The sequence below is a fragment of the Kribbella sp. CA-293567 genome (genome assembly GCF_027627575.1).
Taxonomy (GTDB): Bacteria; Actinomycetota; Actinomycetes; order Propionibacteriales; family Kribbellaceae; genus Kribbella.
This window is the reverse complement of record NZ_CP114065.1, coordinates 5,802,310-5,818,541: the sequence shown is the minus strand read 5'-3', so window position 1 is coordinate 5,818,541 and position 16,232 is coordinate 5,802,310. Positions and strand designations below refer to the sequence as shown.

The window sequence follows — 16,232 nt, the reverse complement described above, 5'->3', positions numbered from 1 at the left end:
TCCACAACTGCAGAACCACACTTCCCCGCCGCATCACCGGAGGGCCAACCGCTTCGTTTCACGAAGCAGGCTACGAAGGGGCTGAACCGCGTCGATCTGCAAGTCGGACTCGGGGGCTCCAGCGAGAGCGAGAGCGAGCGCGAAGGCGCAGGCGTGAAGCAACTGCCAGTACCCAGCGCACCCCCCGGGGGCGAGCCCGGGGGTGCGCGGGGTGGTGCTGCCGGGGATGAGCCGGCAGCAGGCTGGTGGGACTAGTCGTCGAGCTCGGCGAGGGCCTTGCGGGCTGCTTCGAGCTCGGCCTCGAGGGCGGCGACCTTCGCGGCTTGCTGCTCGCGGGCGGCGTCGATGACCTCGTCGATCGGGCCGGAGAGGTCCTCGTGCAGCTCTTTGGCGGCGCGGGAGACAGCGGCCGCGGCGACCAGGAGGTTCTTCGCGATGTAGCTGTTGCCTTGCTTGAGCTCGGCTTTCCACTCGCCGTCGGCGGTGCCGGTGACGGTCAGGGTGAGCTCGAGCGTCTTGGTCTTCTTCGGCGCGGCCTTCTTGGCGGGAGCCTTCTTCGGCTTCTCGGCCACCGGGGCGGCGTCAGCGGAAGCGTCGTCGGAGGCGTCGGCAGCCGGGCCGTCGACCGGCGCGTCGGTCACCGGCGCGGAGGTGTTTGCCGCCTCGGCGGTGTCCGTGCCGGTCCGGAGCGCGGCCGGAGAGTCGATCGCCGCTTCGGGAGTGTCGGCGGCGTCGGTCTGAGCTTCTGCTGCAAAAGTGTCTACAGTCATCGTTGCGGCGATCTCCCTGGGTGACGTGTCCCCGCCGGAGCGGGCTGGCGCTGAGAGCCTATTGGAACATACGTTCGACCCCCAGCGCCAATCGCGCCGCAGCTCAGCAGATCGGAGCCGTCACGCAGAGTGCTCCTTGCGATCTCCCGACCAGTCGAGGTGGAAGGAACCCTCGCGGTCCGTCCGCTGGTACGTGTGCGCCCCGAACAAGTCCCGCAGTCCCTGGATCAACGAAGCCGGCAGCCGCTCCGCCCGCAGCCCGTCGTAGTACGACAGCGCGGCAGAGAACCCAGGAGCCGGTACGCCGGCCGTGGCCGCCGTCGCGACCACGCGACGCCAGGCGTCCTGGCCGTTCACGACGGCCTCCTTGAAGTAGTCGTCGACCAGCAGCGACGGCAGCGCGGCGTCACGGTCGTACGCCTCCTTGATGCGATCCAGGAAGCGCGCCCGGATGATGCATCCGCCGCGCCAGATCGTCGCCATCGCGCCCAGGTCGATGTTCCACCCGTACTGGTCGCTGGCGGCCCGGATCGCGTCGAAGCCCTGCGCGTAGGCGACCAGCTTCGACGAGTAGAGCGCGTGCCGCACGTCCTCGATGAACGCGTCCCGGTCGACCGAGACCTTCCCCTCGGAGGGCCCGGCCAGTACGCCGGCCGCAGCCTTCCGCCGCACCGAGTCGCCCGACAGGGACCGCGCGAACACGGCCTCGGCCATCCCGCTCACCGGGATGCCCAGGTCGAGCGCGACCTGCACGGTCCAGCGGCCGGTGCCCTTCTGCTCCGCCTGGTCGAGCACGATGTCCACGAACGGCCCGCCGGTCGACTCGTCGACCTGGCTCAGCACCTCCGCGGTGATCTCGATCAGGAACGACTCCAGGTCGCCGGTGTTCCACTCCCGGAACACCTCGGCGATCTCCGGCGCGCTCAGCCCCAGCACGCTGCGCAGCAGGTCGTAGGCCTCGGCGATCAGCTGCATGTCGGCGTACTCGATGCCGTTGTGCAGCATCTTCACGAAGTGACCGGCGCCGTCCGGACCGACGTGCACGCAGCACGGCTCGCCGTTCACGTGCGCGGAGATCTTGGTCAGGATCGGGCCGAGCGACTCGTACGACTCCGCCGAACCGCCCGGCATGATGCTCGGACCGTTCAGCGCGCCCTCCTCGCCGCCCGAGACGCCGGCGCCGACGAAGTGCAGGCCCTTGGCCTTCAGCGCGTCCTCGCGGCGGCGGGTGTCGGCGAAGTGCGCGTTGCCGGCGTCGATGACGATGTCGCCCTCGTCCAGCAGCGGGACCAGTTCGTCGATCACGGCGTCGGTCGGCTCACCGGCCTTGACCATCACGATGATCTTGCGCGGCTGCTCCAGCGCGGCGACCAGCTCGGCCAGCTCGGTGGCCGGGGTGAACTCGCCCTCGTGGCCGAACTCCTTGATCAGCGCGTCGGTGCGGCCCTGGGACCGGTTGTGGACGGCGACCCGGAAACCGTTGCGAGCGAGGTTGCGGGCCAGGTTGCGGCCCATCACCGCGAGTCCGGTGACGGCGATCTGGGCTGGAGCAGAACTCATGAATTTCTCCTGCGGGTGAGTGCTCGAAGTCTGAGTACGGGACCAGTCTGCGGCCAGCGGCCCCCGGACCGCTCATCGGGTGACCAACTGCTGGAACGCGTTTGCCATTCCCGCCGATCCGCCTTGGTGCCGTAGGGTCCGAAGCCGTGACCCTTCTTGCTCTGGACCCTCGTACGACGGCCTTGGTGCTGATCGACCTGATGCCGAGGATCATCGCGCTGGACACAGCACCGCTGGCCGGCCCCGCGGTGCTGGAGCGATGTGTCGCGCTGGCGGGGAGCACCAGAACAGCCGGTGGGCTGGTCGTCAACGTCCGGGTCGAGCGCCCAGGCGTCGACGTCCAGCCCGAGGGCAGCGGCCTGGCTCCGGAGCTCGGCCCGCGGCCGGGCGATGTGGAGATCGTCAAGCAGACGGTCGGCGCGTTCCATCGCACCGGTCTCGACGACGTACTGCGAACTCGCGGGATCAGGACCGTCGCCCTGGCCGGCATCGCCACCAACTTCGGCGTCGAGTCCACCGGCCGGGTCGCCGACGAACACGGCTACGACACGCTCTACCTCACCGACGCCATGACCGGCCTCGACGGCGCCGCCCACGACTTCGCGGTCTCCTACATCTTCCCGAAGTTCGGCACGGTCTGTACCGCGGCGGAGTACGCCGCCGCCCTCACCCCTGCCTAGCGCTGCCCTTCGCCCAGGCGACCAGTTCCCCGTTCCCGGCGACGGTTTCGCCGGATGGCCCGGTCAGCATGTCCTCCAGCCCCGCTCGTAATCCATGCCGCTTCGAGCGAGCCCACTCGAGCACCGGCCAGGCCCACTCGTTCTCTCCGTGCACCACCAGCTCGAAGCCACCCGGAAGCACCTCGAGCACGGCCGAAGCCGCGGCCACACCGTCGGCGCCCGGCGAGATCCCGGGCAGTGCCTCCACCAGCACCCGCACGACCGGGCCACTCCAGGTCAGGAACTTCCGCGCCGCGTCCGGAGTGAAGAGCCCCGCCTCGATCCCGATCCCACGCTCGATCAGCAACCCGGCGACCTGCTCGGCACCTTCCTCGTGCCAGTTGACGCTCGCGAAATCCGGTCCGGCCGACCACCCGCTGAGAAGCGCGAGCCGCTGGTCCAGCTCCGGCTCGATCTCCTCTCGGGTCGCCACACCGAGTGCCAACTCAGGACACCGCGCCCGTACTGCGCTGACGGCCGGCTCCACGTCGGACCAGCGCAGGCTCTCCCGCCCATCCGCCCCGCGCGGGTGAAAGTGCACCGCAACCGCGCCGGCCAGGGCAGCATCGTACGCCGACTGCGCCAGCTCTGCCGGAGTGATCGGTACGCCGGGGTGGTCGGCGCGCGAGCGATCGCCGTTCAGGCAGGCCTTCAGGACGGCGACCTCACCGGCCGGCTCCGGCCCGGACGATGCGGTGGTAGGTGCGGGAGCCGGAGCGGAGGGTGAGTGGGGCCGAGAGTGGAACGGGTCGGTCATGGCTGAACACTTTCTGGTTGTCGATCGAGACGGCGCCCTGGCGGATCAGGCGGCGGAGCTCGGAGTTGCTGAGCTCCGGGCGGGCCGCCTGGAGCAACTCCAGAATCGTCGGTCGTTCGGCCTGCACTGTCACCTCCGGCACGTCGGCGGGCACCTTGCGCCGGCTGAACTGCTCCAGGAACGCCGCTCGCTCGTCCTTGGCGACGTTCGCTCCGTGGTACCGCGTCACGACGGCGGCCGCCAGCGTCAGTTTCGCGTCGCGAGCCGCCGGACCGCCCTGAGCGGCCGCGTCGCCGAGTCCCGTTACAACGTCCGGCGGCAGCTCCGTGTAGACGTGCGCGTAGGTCCGGACCAGCGTGTCGGGCAGGCTCATCAACTTGCCGAACTTGTCCTTGGGCGTGGCGGTCAGCGCGATGTAGTTGTTCAGCGACTTGGACTGCTTGGGTCCGCCGTCGATCCCGGGGGTGATCGTGGTGACGACGACCGCCTGCGCCGGGGCTCCGAGCCGTTGCTGGAAGTGCCGCCCGAGCTGCTCGTTGAAGAGCTGGTCGGAGCCGACGATGGTCAGATCGCTGCCGAGCGCGAAGCTGTCGTATCCCTGCAGCACCGGGTAGATCAGTTCGTGCAGGGCGATCTCGCGTCCGGCGGCGACCCGTTCGCGGAACATGTCCCGGGCCATCAGCTGGGCGTGCGTGACCTGACTGAACAACTCCAGCAGGGTGGCCACCTCCATCGAGCCGAACCACTCGGAGTTCCGGCGTACCTCGAAGACCTCGGGGTCGGTCCGCAGGACCAGCGACACCTGGTCGAGGAACGAGGCGGCGTTCCGGTCGATCTCGGCCGGCGTCAGCACCGGGCGGGTCTCCGAGCGGCCGGTCGGGTCGCCGATCCGGGTGGTCAGATCGCCCAGCAGGAAGACCACCTGGTGTCCGAGATCCTGCAGTTGCCGCATCATCCACAGGTTGACCGCGTGGCCCAGATGCAGATCGGGCGCGGTGCAGTCGACGCCGTACTTGATCCGCAGTCTGCGTCCCGACGCGAGCCGCTCGATCAGATCGGACTCGCCGACGACGGTGTCGGTGGTCCGTCGCAGCCGTTCGAGCACAGCCGGTACTTCGGTCATGGGGGTTCCTCTCGGCGAGAACGCCGGAGGCACCCCTGATCAGCACCTCCGGCAACGGAAAGAGGCAGGAACCGTGACGGTTCCTGCCTCGGAGGCTCTGGGGTGAAGCGAACTACAGCGGCAGGCCGGCTCGTCCCAGAGCCGGTCGATACTGCGCGAGTCGCTTGATCACCCGTTCAGGCTAACAGTCGGCAGGCCGGGCGGGAACCGGGTTGTTAGGCTCGACGGGTGCAGACGGAGATGGTGGTTCTGGTCGACGAGGACGGTCGCGCGATCGGCACCGAGGACAAGGCGACGGTGCATCACACGGCGACGCCGCTGCATCTCGCGTTCTCCAGTTACGTCTTCGACCGGCACGGGCGGGTGCTGCTGACCCAGCGGGCTTTCAGCAAGCGCACCTGGCCGGGCGTCTGGACCAACAGTTGTTGCGGGCACCCGCTGCCGGGGGAGTCGCTCGAGTCCGCCGTACGCCGACGGCTGGCCGACGAGCTCGGTCTGGTGGCCGACACGGTCGAGCTGATGCTGCCGGCGTTCCGCTATCGCGCGGAGATGCCCAGCGGCGTGGTCGAGAACGAGTTGTGTCCGGTGTTCCGCGTCGGTTGCAGCGGGGAGCCGGAGCCCGACCCCGCCGAGGTCGCGGCGTACGAGTGGGTGGAGTGGAGCGACCTCGCGTCCCGGCCGGAGTTGTCGCCGTGGTGCGTCCTGCAGTTGGCTGAACTCAGCGAGCTCGGCAACCACGCGCTGGACTGGCCGGTGGCGGATCCCGGCCGCCTGCCGGAGGCAGCACGTCTCGGCACTGCTGCCGGTTCGTGAAAAATGCCGCGCCGATTTCTGTCGGCTGCGGCAAGCTGAACGCATGACCATGACCATCCGGACGGCGATCACCGACGCGGACTACGAGGCCTGGCGCGCCGTACGGATCGCCGTACTGCCCTACGAGCGCTGCCCGAGTGTCGCCGAGATGCGCGAGTTCGAGCGTCCGGACCGGCTGATGCTGCTGGCGGAGCTCGACGGTGAGGTCGTCGGCAGCGGCCTGGCGGTTCGTTCGGACGACGGCAAACGGGCGTCGCTGGCGCCGCGGGTTCGCCCCGAGGCGCGCCGCAGAGGGGTCGGGACGGCCTTGCTGTTCGCGCTCGCCGACCATGCTGTTGCCCATGGCTACGACCTGGCGGGTGCCGGGGTCGACGACGAGGAATCAGGGTTGTTCGCCGAGCGGTTCGGCTTCGTGGAAACGAACCGGCAGGTCGAGCAGGTACGCCGGATCAGTGCCGAGCCGGCGCCGGCACCTTCGGCGGAGTACGAGATCGTCTCGGTCGCCGACCGTCCGGAGCTCTGGGAGGCCGCGTACCACCAGGTCGCGCTGCCGACCCTGCCCGACCTGGACGTGCCGAGTCCGCTCAAGGTGACGGCTGAGGAGTGGGCCACGGGATGGATCAACGATCCGGCGGCGATGTTCGTCGCGGTGGCCGGCGACCAGGTGATCGGCGTTGCCGGGCTCCTGCTCGACACCGACCAGCCGGAGCGCGCCGAGGTCGCCTACACCGCCGTACGCCGGGATTGGCGCGGCAAGTCGGTCGCCGCCACGCTCAAACGCACCAGTATGGCGTGGGCGGCCGACCACGGCATCACCGAGATCTACACCTGGACCCAGCGCGGCAACGAGGCGATGCGCCGCCTCAACGAGCACCTCGGCTTCACCTACGGCATGACCAGCGTCAGCTTGCAGGCGCCGCTGCCGCTGACCGGAGGGCCCGCAGAAGGGTAGACCCGGGGACGGCGACGGACCGGCCGGCTTCGGCCGCGCGGATCAGCTCGATCAGCTGGGCGTTCACCGGAGCGGTCCGGCCGAGGGATTCGGCCAGCCGGACGACCTCGCCGTTGAGGTAGTCGATCTCGGTCCGGCGACCGGCCCGCAGGTCTTCCCACATCGAGCTCCGCGCCAGCGGATCGATGGCGAGCATCCTGGCCGCGAGGCGCTTGAAGAGGAAGTCCGGCAGGCGCAGTACCGCGGGCAGGCGGTGCGCCGGCAGAGCGGTCAGCTGGGCCGGGGTGATGCCGGCGGCTTGCAGGAGCTCGAGTGTCTCGGCCTGCGCGGCGGCCAGGCAACGGCGGTAGTCGCGCTGAGCCAGCTCGTCCCGCAACGGCAGGTCGGAGAGCGCGTTGACCGCGTTGTTCAAGTTGAGCAGCAGCTTCGCCCACTGCACCGGCAGGATCTCGTCGTGCTGCGTGAGAGGCAGACCGGCGGCGGTGAAAGCAGCCTCGTAGGGCCGCAACGAGGGATGCCGCTGGACGTCGAGCGCGCCTTCCGTCCCTTGGTGGAAGGCGCCCGCGCCCCGGTTGAGCACGTTGAACGGAACCATGCCGGTCAGCACGGTGTGGGCCGGCAACCGCTCCTGCAGCACCTCGCCGTTGCGGATGCCGTTCTGGAAGCTGACCACCGTGGCGCCGGGCTTCAGCACCGACGCCAGTTCGCCGGCGGCCGCCGCAGTACCGGCGGACTTGACCGTGACGAGCACGAGATCAGCCTCACCGGCCGCTGCGGGCGTGGTCGCGTAGCGAATCTCCTCAGCCGGTACGACGAGGTCTGCGCCGCGGTAGTCGGTCAGCCGCAACCCGTGCTCCGCCAGCTCCCCGGCGAGCCGCGGCCGGCCGACGAAGACGACGTCCGCGCCGGCCGCGGCCAGCCGCCCACCGACATAGCAGCCGATCCCACCCGCGCCGTACACCGCGATCGTCACAACAGCCTCCCGAGCCAGCTTGGAGGCAACTATGTCAGGCAGTGGGACCGGCTGGTGACCAAGGCATGACCGGGGTCACGTGTGAGCAGGCCTTCGGCGAGCCACACTGAGGAGGTGGCACACAGCTTGTTGTTGGTCGACGACGAACCGCGGATCCGGCGGGTCCTGCGGCTTGCCCTGGAGGACGAGGGCTATCAGATCTCCGAGGCGGCGAACGGGCAGGACGCCCTGACCGCGCTCCGGCGGGAGCCTCCCGACATCGTCCTGCTCGACATCATGCTGCCCGACCGGGACGGGTTCGCCGTCTGCCGGGAGATCCGCCGCACCAGCGACGTCCCGGTGATCATGGTGACCGCGCGGACCGGCAGTCACGACGTCGTCACCGGGCTCGAGGCCGGCGCCGACGACTACGTCACGAAACCACTGGTGGCCAAGGAACTGTCGGCCCGCATCCGGGCGTTGCTGCGCCGGGTCGAGCCGAACGGTACGCCGGTGCTGGAGCAGTTCGTGGTCGGCGAACTGGCGATCGACGTCCCGGCGGCCGAGGTGGTGCGCGACGGCGCGGTGTTGCCGCTGACCCGGACCGAGTTCAAGCTGCTGGTCGAACTGGCCTACCTGCAGGGCAAGGTGTGCAGCCGCGAGCACCTGCTCTCCAAGGTCTGGGGCTACGGGTACTTCGGGGACAGCCGGATCGTCGACGTGCACATCCGCCGGCTGCGGCTGAAGATCGAGCGCGACCCGGCCAATCCGCAGTACCTCGTCACCGCCCGGGGTCTCGGCTATCGACTGGTGAGCTGACCTTGCGGCGAAGGTTCGGTCTGCGCGACCGGGTGATGCTGGCCTACGGGCTGCTCGCGCTGCTGCTGTCCGGCGTACTGGCCGTGGTCACCTGGACCGTGGTCTCCAACTACCTCACCGACCAGCGGACCGCGTCGGCGATCGTGGAGACCTCCGACAACGCGGCGACCCTGCACTACGGGCTCTACGGCCTGACCCCGGCCTGTACGCCGATCCGCCGCGCCGACATCGAGTGCTCGACCTCCGTCGCGGTGGCGCCGGCGAAGGTGGCCGATCTGGTCAGCGCGCTGCCGACCAACGACTCCGCCTCGATGCTGCTGCGCTACAACGGGCGGTGGTACACCGGCACCTCCGTGGTGGACCCGGCCAGCGTGCCGGACGACATGATGCGCACCGCGCGCAGTGGGATCGAGGTGCATCGGCGGCTCGAGATCGCGGGGGAGCCGGTGCTCGCGGTCGGGGTGGCGATGGGCAGCCCGGGGGAGGTGTTCTTCGAGCTGCACCCGATGAGCCGGCTCGACAACGCGCTGCGAACGCTGAAGTTCACGCTGGTCCTGGCGGCGATCGTGACGGCGTTGCTGGGGCTGGCCGTGGGCCGCCTGGCGAGCACCGTGGCGTTGCGGCCGCTGGCGGAGCTGACCCAGGTCGCGGCGGCGGTCGCGCGGGGCCGGCTGGACGCGCGGCTGGAGGCGGAGAACGATCCGGACCTCGGCGGACTGGCGCGATCGTTCAACCAGACCGCGGGAGCGCTGGAGAAACGGGTGGCCGCCGACGCGCGGTTCGCGGGTGACATCAGTCATGAGCTGCGCACCCCGCTGATGACGATGATGAACTCGATGCAGCTGATCCAGAACCATCGCGCCGAGCTGCCCGGGAGTGTGCGGGAGCCGGTGGAACTGCTCGGCGACGATCTCGAACGGTTCCGCCGGCTGGTGATCGACCTGCTGGAGATCTCCCGCGACGACGGCGGTGACCAGGGCACCCGGGAGACGGTCCGGATCGCCGACCTGGTCCGTGCCGCGGCCGATGCGACGGCCGGCCGGGAGATCACCGAGGTGGACCCGGCCGCCGCCGAGCTCACGATGGAGGCCGACAAGCGCCGGCTCGAACGGGTGATCGCCAACCTGGTCGACAACGCCGAGCAGCACGCCGGTGGGTGCAAGGGCGTGTCGGTCAAGGCGGGCGGCCCGGGCGTGATCATCTACGTCGACGACTCGGGTCCGGGGATCCCCGAGGCCGACCGGGAGCGCATCTTCGAACGCTTCGGCCGCGGCGACGCACAGCCCGACAGCCGCACCGACGCGCAACGCGGCGGGATCGGGCTGGGCCTGGCCATCGTCGCCCGCCACGTCGAGTGGCACCACGGCAGCATCCAGGTCAAAACCCGCCCCGAAGGCGGCGCCCGGTTCGTCATCGAGCTCCCCGCCACCGCTCCCGAGCAGTAAATCGGGTGACGGCCGTGGCGGCCGGATCTACCCTGAAGCCATGGCTACTCGCCTCTGTGTCTAGCTGCGGACCCCGCTTCCGTACCTGAAGTGCGTCCAGCAGACATCACAGAGAGTAGTTGTCATGATCACCGTCCGCGGTGTAGACCTTCGCGTCGGCGCGCAGTTGCTGCTGTCCGACCTCACGTTCCACATCAGCCCCGGCGACCGGATCGGACTGGTCGGCCGCAACGGCGCCGGCAAGACCACCCTGATGAAGACACTGGCCGGCGAAGACCGTCCGGCGAGCGGCACGATCGCGTCCACCGGCTCCGTCGGCTACCTGCCGCAGGATCCGCGCGCGGCCGATCCCGGCGTCACCGTCACGGCCCGCATTCTGTCCGCCCGCGGCCTCGACCTCGCAGTACGACGGCTGCGGAAGGCCGAGGCCGAGATGAGCAGCGCCACCGGTGAGGCTCAGGAGCGCGCGATGGCCGCCTATGCCCGCGCCGAGACACAGTTTCAGGCCGGTGGAGGCTACGCGGCCGAAGCCGAGGCAGCTCGTCTCGCCGCCGGTGTCGGCCTGCCCGCTCGCGCTCTCGACCAGCCGGTCGGCCACCTGTCGGGCGGTCAGCGGCGCCGGGTCGAGCTCGCGCGCATCCTCTTCGCCGAGCACGACACCCTGCTGCTGGACGAGCCGACCAACCACCTCGACGCCGATTCGGTCGGCTGGCTGCGCTCGTTCCTGCTCGGCTACCCCGGCGGCCTGGTGGTGATCAGCCATGACCGCGACCTGCTCGCGGCCACGGTCAACCGCGTCTTCCACCTGGACCCGCTGCGGACCACGATCGACGTCCACAACACGGGCTGGCGCAAGTACCTCGAACAGCTTGAACTCGACGACCGCCGCCGGGCCCGGGAACGCCACATCGCCGAGCGCAAAGCCGCCGTGCTCAACGCCCAAGCCGACAAGATGCGGGCCGGTGCCTCGACCGCGATGGCGGCCAAGAACATGGCGCGACGAGCCGGCAAGCTGCTCAGCGACCTAGAGCCGGTACGCCGGACCGCCCGCGTCGCCAAGATCCGCCTGCCCGACCCGGCTCCGTCCGGCCGCACCCCGCTGACTGCCACCGGCTTGACCAAGTCGTACGGCGGGCTACAGGTGCTCAACGGGGTCGACCTGGCCGTGGATCGTGGCAGCAGACTGGTCATCCTGGGCCTCAACGGCGCGGGCAAGACCACACTGCTCCGCATCCTCGCCGGTCGCGAACAGCCGGACGCCGGTCAGGTCGTCCCCGGCCACGGCCTGCGCCTCGGCTACTTCGCCCAGGAGCACGACACCCTGGACCTGGCCGGGACGGTTCGGCAGAACCTGGCGTCGGTCGCCCCCGGTCTGACCGACGGCGAGGTCCGCAACGTGCTCGGTTCGTTCCTCTTCTCCGGAGACGACGTGGACAAGCCCGCCGCGGTGCTCTCCGGTGGCGAGAAGACCAGGCTGGCGCTGGCCGGCCTGGTGCACTCGGGTGCGAACGTGCTGCTGCTCGACGAACCGACCAACAACCTCGACCCGGCTTCCCGGGACGAAGTACTCGGTGCGGTGGGCAACTATCCGGGAGCGATCATCATGGTCACCCACGACGAGGGCGCGATCGAGGCGCTCCGCCCGGACCGGGTGCTGATCCTGCCGGACGCCACCGAGGATCTCTGGACCGACGACTACCTGGAGCTGGTCTCGCTCGCCTGATCCGGCGAGGGCGACAGTCAGCTGAGCGCCCTCACCGCCAGCGCGGTGAGGGCATCGGCGTAGGCCCGGTCCAGCGGCTGGGTCTGCAGCAGCCACCGGTGGTAGACCGGGCCGTTGAACATCTCCGTCGCGAGTTCCAGGTCGAGCCCTTCACGCACCTGCCCGGCGCGCTGGGCGGATTCCAGCCGCCGCTTGGTCGCCTCGAGGTGCGGCCTGAGCATCCGCGTCATCACCGCGTCGCTGAGGGCCGGATCGCTCTGCATGTCGATCATCACCGCGCGCAGCGTCGCCGATCGGGCCGGGTCGGCGAACTCCTCGATCGTTGCCCGCAGCACCAGCCTCAGATCGGCCGCGAAGTCGCCGGTGTCCGGCCACTCCGCCGCGGGCTCCTCGGCCACCAAGGCGTCCAGGACGACGGCGCCCTTCGAGGGCCACCAGCGGTAGATCGTCTGCTTGCCGACGCCGGCCCGGGTCGCGATGCCTTCGATCGTGGTCCGGGTGTAGCCGAGCTCGGCGACGGCGGCGCCCGCGGCCTCGAGGATCGCGGTCCGGGCTCGGTCACTGCGGCGACTGCTGTCTGGACTTCTCACAAACGAGACGATACGGTTCGTCTCGTTGAGAAGCAAGCGAGTGAGGGGCAGACGATGACGCGACGACTGTGGTTCGTGACCGGCGCAGGGCGGGGGCTCGGGCGTGCTTTCGCCGAAGCGGCGCTGGAGCAGGGTGATCGTGTGGTGGCGACGATCCGTCGCGAGGGGGTTCTGGACGACCTGACCGAGAAGTACGGCGATCGCCTGGTCCCGTGGCGTCTCGACGTCACTGATCGAGCTGACGTCTTCCGGGTGATCGACGAGGTGGCCGCGACGGTCGGCGTACCGGATGTGGTGGTGAACAACGCGGGCTACGGCCTGGTCGGCGCGATCGAGGAGCTGTCCGAGCAGGAGGTCCGGGCGCAGTTCGAGGTCAACCTGTACGGCGCACTGTGGGTTTCCCAAGCGGTGCTGCCTCACCTGCGCCAGCGCGGTTCGGGAAAGATCGTGCAGGTGTCGACGGTCGGCGCGGTCGGGCATCTGCCGCTCTTCGGCGCCTACAACGCCAGCAAGTGGGCGCTCGAAGGGTTCAGTTCGGCGCTCGCCGCGGAGGTGGCGCCACTGGGGATCGGGGTGCACCTGCTGCAGTTGGGAGGGTTCGCCACCGACTGGTTCGGGTCGAGCATGGCCTACGCCACCGCGCTCCCGGCGTACGACGAGACTCGTGGTGGCATCTTCGGGATGCCCGGCTACCCGACGCCTGAAGACGTGCAAGCGGCCGGCCCGTCGACCGACGAGTCGCCGCGGGTCGCGGCGGAGGCGTTGCTGGCGTTGCTCGACGAGCCCGAAGCGCCGCTGCGCAAGGTGATCGGCACGGGTGCGCACGAGATGGTCCGGATGGCCCTGGAGTGGCGGCGTGACGACTATCGGCATGATCCCGAGTTCGTCTGGCCGGCGCCGGCCTGAAGACCGTGCTGCGAGGATGACGGGGTGACTTCTCCTCTGACGATCCGGCACGGTGGGCTCGACGACGTACCGGCTGTGCTGGCGTTGCTCGACCGGGCGACCGAGTGGCTGGTCGCCCGGGGCCGGACCGATCAATGGGGGACCGAGCCGCATTCCACCAATCCGCGGCGGGTCGAGCAGATCAGGGAGTTCGCGACCGGCGGCGGGTTGTGGGTCGGCGAGACCGGTGGGCGGCTGGTGGGCGCGCTCGCCGTCGGCGACGCCATGTCCTACATCCCGCCCGCGACCGAGCCGGAGTTGTACGTCCGCCTGCTGGTGACCGATCGCGCTTCCAAGGGCAGCGGGATCGGCACCGACCTGCTGGACCACGCCCGCGCGTTGGCCCGCGGGCTGGGTGTCGGGCTGCTCCGGGTGGACTGCTTCGGCGGTGGAGACGGCGAGCTGATCCGGTACTACGAGAAGCAGGGCTTCACGCGCGGCGAGCCTTTCGGCGTACCGATCAGTGATTCGGTCTGGCCGGGTCAGGTCCTGTTCCAGCGGCTGTGACCTCGACCGGCCGGTGCACCGCGCCGTGCGCGTCACTGCAGTGAGCTGCCTCGACATCGCTTGACGCATGGTCGACCTGAAGCGTCGAGTGGGTCAGGTGATGCCGCTCCGCCAGCAGTGTCTCGATCTCACTGCGGATCTGGTGGCAGTCGAGTCCTTCGCTGACCAGGATGTGCGCCGACGCGGCCGGTTCACCCGAGGTGATCTCCCAGACGTGCAGGTCGTGCACCTCGACGACGCCCGGTACCGCGCACAGTTCCGCGCCGACGGCGGCCGGATCGAGCCCGGCGGGGGCCGCCTCCATGAAGATCCGGCCCGAGTCGCGGACCAGGCCGATCCCTGCCTTCAGCATCAGCGCGGCGACGATCAGCGCGGCGATCGAGTCGGCGCGGGTGAAGCCGGTGAGCAGGACGACCAGGCCGGCCAGCGCGGTCGCGATGAAGGCGAACAGGTCGTTGAGAATGTGCTGGAAGGCGCCCTCGATGTTCAGGCTGGAACGGTTCGCCTTGCTGATCAGCCAGGTGGCGATCAGGTTGACCACGATGCCGACGACGCCGGTGACCAGCACCAGCAGGCCCTCGACCTCGGGCGGGTGGATCATCCGGTTGATCGACTCGTAGACGAAGAACGCCGCCAGCAGCAGCAGGGTGATGCCGTTGGCCTGGGCGGAGAGGATCTCGACCCGCTTCAGTCCGTACGTGAAGCCGCCGGCCGGCGGACGGGCCGACAGCCGGATCGCGATCAGCGCCAGCGCGATCGCGGCGGCGTCGGTGAGCATGTGCGCCGCATCGGTGATCAGGGCCAGCGATCCGGCCGCGAACCCGACCACCACCTCGGCGGCCATGAAGGCCAGGATCAGCACCAGCGCGCCGCTGAGCAGCTTCTTGTCCGAGTCGGCGCTGACCCCGTGGCCGTGCCCATGCCCATGCCCGTTCGCCTTACTGGGCGCCGGCCCGGTCACGGCCGCGTGCGCCGCGACGACACCATCCCCGACGGACGGGCCCGGCGCAGTGCCGTGATCGGCGCTCACTGGTTCCGCTCCGGGTGGATGGCGTCGGTGTGCTCGGTGTGGGCGACGGCAAGGTCGACGAGCATCCGGACGTGCGCGTCGTCGAGCCGGTAGTAGGCCATCCGGCCGTCACGGCGGACCGAGACCACCCGGTGGGCCCGCAGCAACCTGAGCGCGTGCGAGGTCGAGGACTCCGTCATCCCGGCCACCGCCGCAAGATCGCAGACGCACAGCTCGCCGTCCAGCAGCGCGACCAGCAGCTTCAGCCGGCGCGGATCGCCGAGCAGACCGAACACGTCGGCCGTGTCGACGACGTCCTCCTCGGAAGGCATCCTGGCATGGACGGCCGCCACCCGCTCGGGATCGACCAGCTTGATGTTGCAACTGTCGATCACGGCCGGAGAGTGCACATCTGCAGAACTCTTCATATGTGCACTGTAGGCCATTTCCGTCCCGGCTGCTCACCGGACGGTTACTGCAACGTTCGAGGCCGGGCGGTGGAGGAGCGCGGAACGAGCCGCGGGCGCTGGGTCGGGTGGGACGGGTGCTCGATCCCGTTCATCACGTCGAACAGGGCCGCGGTGACCTCGGCGCCGAAGGCGTGGATGTCGTGACTCATCGCGGACAGCGCGGGGCGGGTGAGCTGGCAGAGCTGGGAGTCGTCCCAGGCCAGCAGGGAGAGGTCCTCCGGTACCGAGAGCCCGAACTCGTCGGCCACGCCCAGGGCCGCCACGGCCATGATGTCGTTGTCGAACATGATCGCGGTGGGGCGGTCGGCGGCAAGCAGCAGGTTGCGGCAGGCCCGGCTGCCGGAGTCGGGGGAGAAGTCGGCCTCCTCGGTGCGGCCTTCGAGTCCCAGTTCGCTGATCGCCCGGTCGAAGGCCGCCGCCCGGATCATCGAGTGGCCGAGGTCGGGCGGTCCGCCGACGCGGCCGATCCGGCGGTGTCCCAAGGCGGCCAGGTACCGGACGGCCTCGTCGATCGCCGCCTCGTCGTCGGTCCAGACAGCGGTGAAGGGGCCGGCCAGCGTGGGCATGCCGACGACGACCGCGGGGAGCCCGATCTGTGCCAGGGCAGGGATCCGAGGGTCGTCCACCTTCAAGTCGACCAGGATGCTGCCGTTGACCCGGCCGCCCTGCCACCACTGCTGATGGACCTCGATCTCCTGCTCGGCGTCGGTGATCCGCAGCAGCAGCGAGCACGAGTGCCGGCTGAGCACGCTCTCCACGCCGGAGATGAACTCCATGTAGAACGGCTCGAGCCCGAGCAGGCGAGCCGGCCGGGCGATCACCAGGCCGACCGTGTGCAGTGATCGGCCCGACAGGGTGGCCGCGGCGAGGTTCGGCCGCCAGCCCAGGTCCTTGGCGGCGGTGAGGATCCGCTCGCGGGTGGCCGCGGAGACGCCGGGGCGATCGTGCAGCGCCAGCGTGACCGCGGAGTTGGAGACGCCTGCCCGTGCCGCCACGTCCCTGATCGTGGCCCGCCGTTGCCGGCCTTCGGTGCCCGAACCCGCCACGGCGGTGCCCACCTCACTCGTCGAGTACTGCG

The 16,232-nt window shown here is 69.9% G+C and carries 17 protein-coding genes; 8 read left to right on the top strand and 9 right to left on the bottom strand.

Annotated features, from left to right (window positions below):
* Positions 1-251 precede the first annotated feature (251 nt).
* Together OX958_RS26860 and gndA are read right to left on the bottom strand one after the other, a co-directional pair.
* Positions 252-770 (bottom strand): DUF6319 family protein, encoded by a 519-nt coding sequence (locus tag OX958_RS26860; RefSeq protein WP_270132427.1) that lies wholly within the window; start codon positions 768-770, stop codon positions 252-254.
* Positions 771-890: 120 nt separating this feature from the next.
* Positions 891-2,330 carry an NADP-dependent phosphogluconate dehydrogenase gene (gndA, locus tag OX958_RS26855; RefSeq protein WP_270132425.1) on the bottom strand — a complete coding sequence of 480 codons (1,440 nt, stop codon included), beginning with the start codon at positions 2,328-2,330 and terminating at the stop codon, positions 891-893.
* Between the two features lie 146 nt (positions 2,331-2,476).
* Here gndA and OX958_RS26850 point away from each other — a divergent pair, with 146 nt between their 5' ends.
* Positions 2,477-3,010, top strand: coding sequence for an isochorismatase family protein (locus tag OX958_RS26850; protein WP_270132424.1), 534 nt, complete (start codon positions 2,477-2,479; stop codon positions 3,008-3,010).
* On the opposite strand, the gene OX958_RS26845 is transcribed toward OX958_RS26850, so the two are convergent.
* Together OX958_RS26845 and tyrS are read right to left on the bottom strand one after the other, a co-directional pair.
* Positions 2,997-3,806: a 3-keto-5-aminohexanoate cleavage protein gene (locus OX958_RS26845; RefSeq protein WP_270132421.1), complete on the bottom strand. Its 810-nt coding sequence runs from the start codon at positions 3,804-3,806 to the stop codon at positions 2,997-2,999. The two genes, OX958_RS26850 and OX958_RS26845, sit on opposite strands and share 14 nt — an antisense overlap.
* A complete protein-coding gene (gene tyrS, locus OX958_RS26840) occupies positions 3,715-4,929 on the bottom strand; it encodes a tyrosine--tRNA ligase (protein WP_270132419.1) in 1,215 nt (404 codons plus the stop codon). Before tyrS ends, OX958_RS26845 begins: the two co-directional genes overlap by 92 nt.
* Positions 4,930-5,169: 240 nt before the next feature.
* On the opposite strand from tyrS, the gene idi reads away from it, so the two are divergent.
* Together idi and OX958_RS26830 are read left to right on the top strand one after the other, a co-directional pair.
* Positions 5,170-5,742, top strand: coding sequence for an isopentenyl-diphosphate Delta-isomerase (gene idi, locus OX958_RS26835; RefSeq protein WP_442913297.1), 573 nt, complete (start codon positions 5,170-5,172; stop codon positions 5,740-5,742).
* A 43-nt stretch (positions 5,743-5,785) separates the two neighbouring features.
* Positions 5,786-6,694, top strand: a complete 909-nt coding sequence (locus OX958_RS26830; protein WP_270132414.1) for a GNAT family N-acetyltransferase — start codon at positions 5,786-5,788, stop codon at positions 6,692-6,694.
* Here the strand turns inward: OX958_RS26830 and OX958_RS26825 are convergent.
* Positions 6,645-7,667 carry a 2-dehydropantoate 2-reductase gene (locus OX958_RS26825; protein WP_270132411.1) on the bottom strand — a complete coding sequence of 341 codons (1,023 nt, stop codon included), beginning with the start codon at positions 7,665-7,667 and terminating at the stop codon, positions 6,645-6,647. The genes OX958_RS26830 and OX958_RS26825 overlap by 50 nt on opposite strands.
* A 114-nt stretch (positions 7,668-7,781) precedes the next feature.
* Here OX958_RS26825 and OX958_RS26820 point away from each other — a divergent pair, with 114 nt between their 5' ends.
* The 3 genes from OX958_RS26820 (at position 7,782) to OX958_RS26810 (ending at position 11,633) form a co-directional block, all read left to right on the top strand.
* On the top strand, positions 7,782-8,465 hold the full coding sequence (locus tag OX958_RS26820; protein ID WP_270132410.1) for a response regulator transcription factor: 684 nt from the start codon (positions 7,782-7,784) through the stop codon (positions 8,463-8,465).
* Positions 8,466-8,467: 2 nt separating this feature from the next.
* The gene (locus OX958_RS26815; RefSeq protein WP_270132409.1) at positions 8,468-9,910 is read left to right on the top strand and encodes a sensor histidine kinase; all 1,443 of its coding nucleotides are present in this window, start codon (positions 8,468-8,470) and stop codon (positions 9,908-9,910) included.
* A 124-nt stretch (positions 9,911-10,034) separates the two neighbouring features.
* Positions 10,035-11,633, top strand: a complete 1,599-nt coding sequence (locus OX958_RS26810) for an ABC-F family ATP-binding cassette domain-containing protein (RefSeq protein ID WP_270132407.1) — start codon at positions 10,035-10,037, stop codon at positions 11,631-11,633.
* 17 nt (positions 11,634-11,650) lie between these two features.
* On the opposite strand, the gene OX958_RS26805 is transcribed toward OX958_RS26810, so the two are convergent.
* Entirely contained in the window at positions 11,651-12,223 is a 573-nt protein-coding gene (locus OX958_RS26805) for a TetR/AcrR family transcriptional regulator (protein ID WP_270132406.1), read from the bottom strand.
* Positions 12,224-12,277: 54 nt separating this feature from the next.
* Here OX958_RS26805 and OX958_RS26800 point away from each other — a divergent pair, with 54 nt between their 5' ends.
* Together OX958_RS26800 and OX958_RS26795 are read left to right on the top strand one after the other, a co-directional pair.
* Positions 12,278-13,129: an SDR family NAD(P)-dependent oxidoreductase gene (locus OX958_RS26800; RefSeq protein WP_270132404.1), complete on the top strand. Its 852-nt coding sequence runs from the start codon at positions 12,278-12,280 to the stop codon at positions 13,127-13,129.
* 24 nt (positions 13,130-13,153) lie between these two features.
* A complete protein-coding gene (locus OX958_RS26795) occupies positions 13,154-13,675 on the top strand; it encodes a GNAT family N-acetyltransferase (protein WP_270132402.1) in 522 nt (173 codons plus the stop codon).
* Here the strand turns inward: OX958_RS26795 and OX958_RS26790 are convergent.
* Genes OX958_RS26790 through OX958_RS26780 form a run of 3 tightly spaced genes read right to left on the bottom strand, consistent with a single transcriptional unit; the run spans position 13,629 to position 16,149 of the window.
* Entirely contained in the window at positions 13,629-14,705 is a 1,077-nt protein-coding gene (locus OX958_RS26790; protein ID WP_270132401.1) for a cation diffusion facilitator family transporter, read from the bottom strand. The genes OX958_RS26795 and OX958_RS26790 overlap by 47 nt on opposite strands.
* On the bottom strand, positions 14,702-15,112 hold the full coding sequence (locus tag OX958_RS26785) for an ArsR/SmtB family transcription factor (protein ID WP_270132400.1): 411 nt from the start codon (positions 15,110-15,112) through the stop codon (positions 14,702-14,704). Before OX958_RS26785 ends, OX958_RS26790 begins: the two co-directional genes overlap by 4 nt.
* A gap of 44 nt (positions 15,113-15,156) precedes the next feature.
* Positions 15,157-16,149, bottom strand: a complete 993-nt coding sequence (locus OX958_RS26780) for a LacI family DNA-binding transcriptional regulator (protein ID WP_270132399.1) — start codon at positions 16,147-16,149, stop codon at positions 15,157-15,159.
* Between the last annotated feature and the right edge of the window lie 83 nt (positions 16,150-16,232).

Coding starts and splice junctions, on each gene's coding strand:
- tyrS (WP_270132419.1), bottom strand. CDS start 4,929: ATGACCGAAGTACCGGCTGTGCTCGAACGGCTGCGACGGACCACCGAC.
- OX958_RS26785 (WP_270132400.1), bottom strand. CDS start 15,112: ATGAAGAGTTCTGCAGATGTGCACTCTCCGGCCGTGATCGACAGTTGC.
- OX958_RS26860 (WP_270132427.1), bottom strand. CDS start 770: ATGACTGTAGACACTTTTGCAGCAGAAGCTCAGACCGACGCCGCCGAC.
- OX958_RS26800 (WP_270132404.1), top strand. CDS start 12,278: ATGACGCGACGACTGTGGTTCGTGACCGGCGCAGGGCGGGGGCTCGGG.
- OX958_RS26810 (WP_270132407.1), top strand. CDS start 10,035: ATGATCACCGTCCGCGGTGTAGACCTTCGCGTCGGCGCGCAGTTGCTG.
- OX958_RS26845 (WP_270132421.1), bottom strand. CDS start 3,806: ATGACCGACCCGTTCCACTCTCGGCCCCACTCACCCTCCGCTCCGGCT.
- gndA (WP_270132425.1), bottom strand. CDS start 2,330: ATGAGTTCTGCTCCAGCCCAGATCGCCGTCACCGGACTCGCGGTGATG.
- OX958_RS26830 (WP_270132414.1), top strand. CDS start 5,786: ATGACCATGACCATCCGGACGGCGATCACCGACGCGGACTACGAGGCC.
- idi (WP_442913297.1), top strand. CDS start 5,170: ATGGTGGTTCTGGTCGACGAGGACGGTCGCGCGATCGGCACCGAGGAC.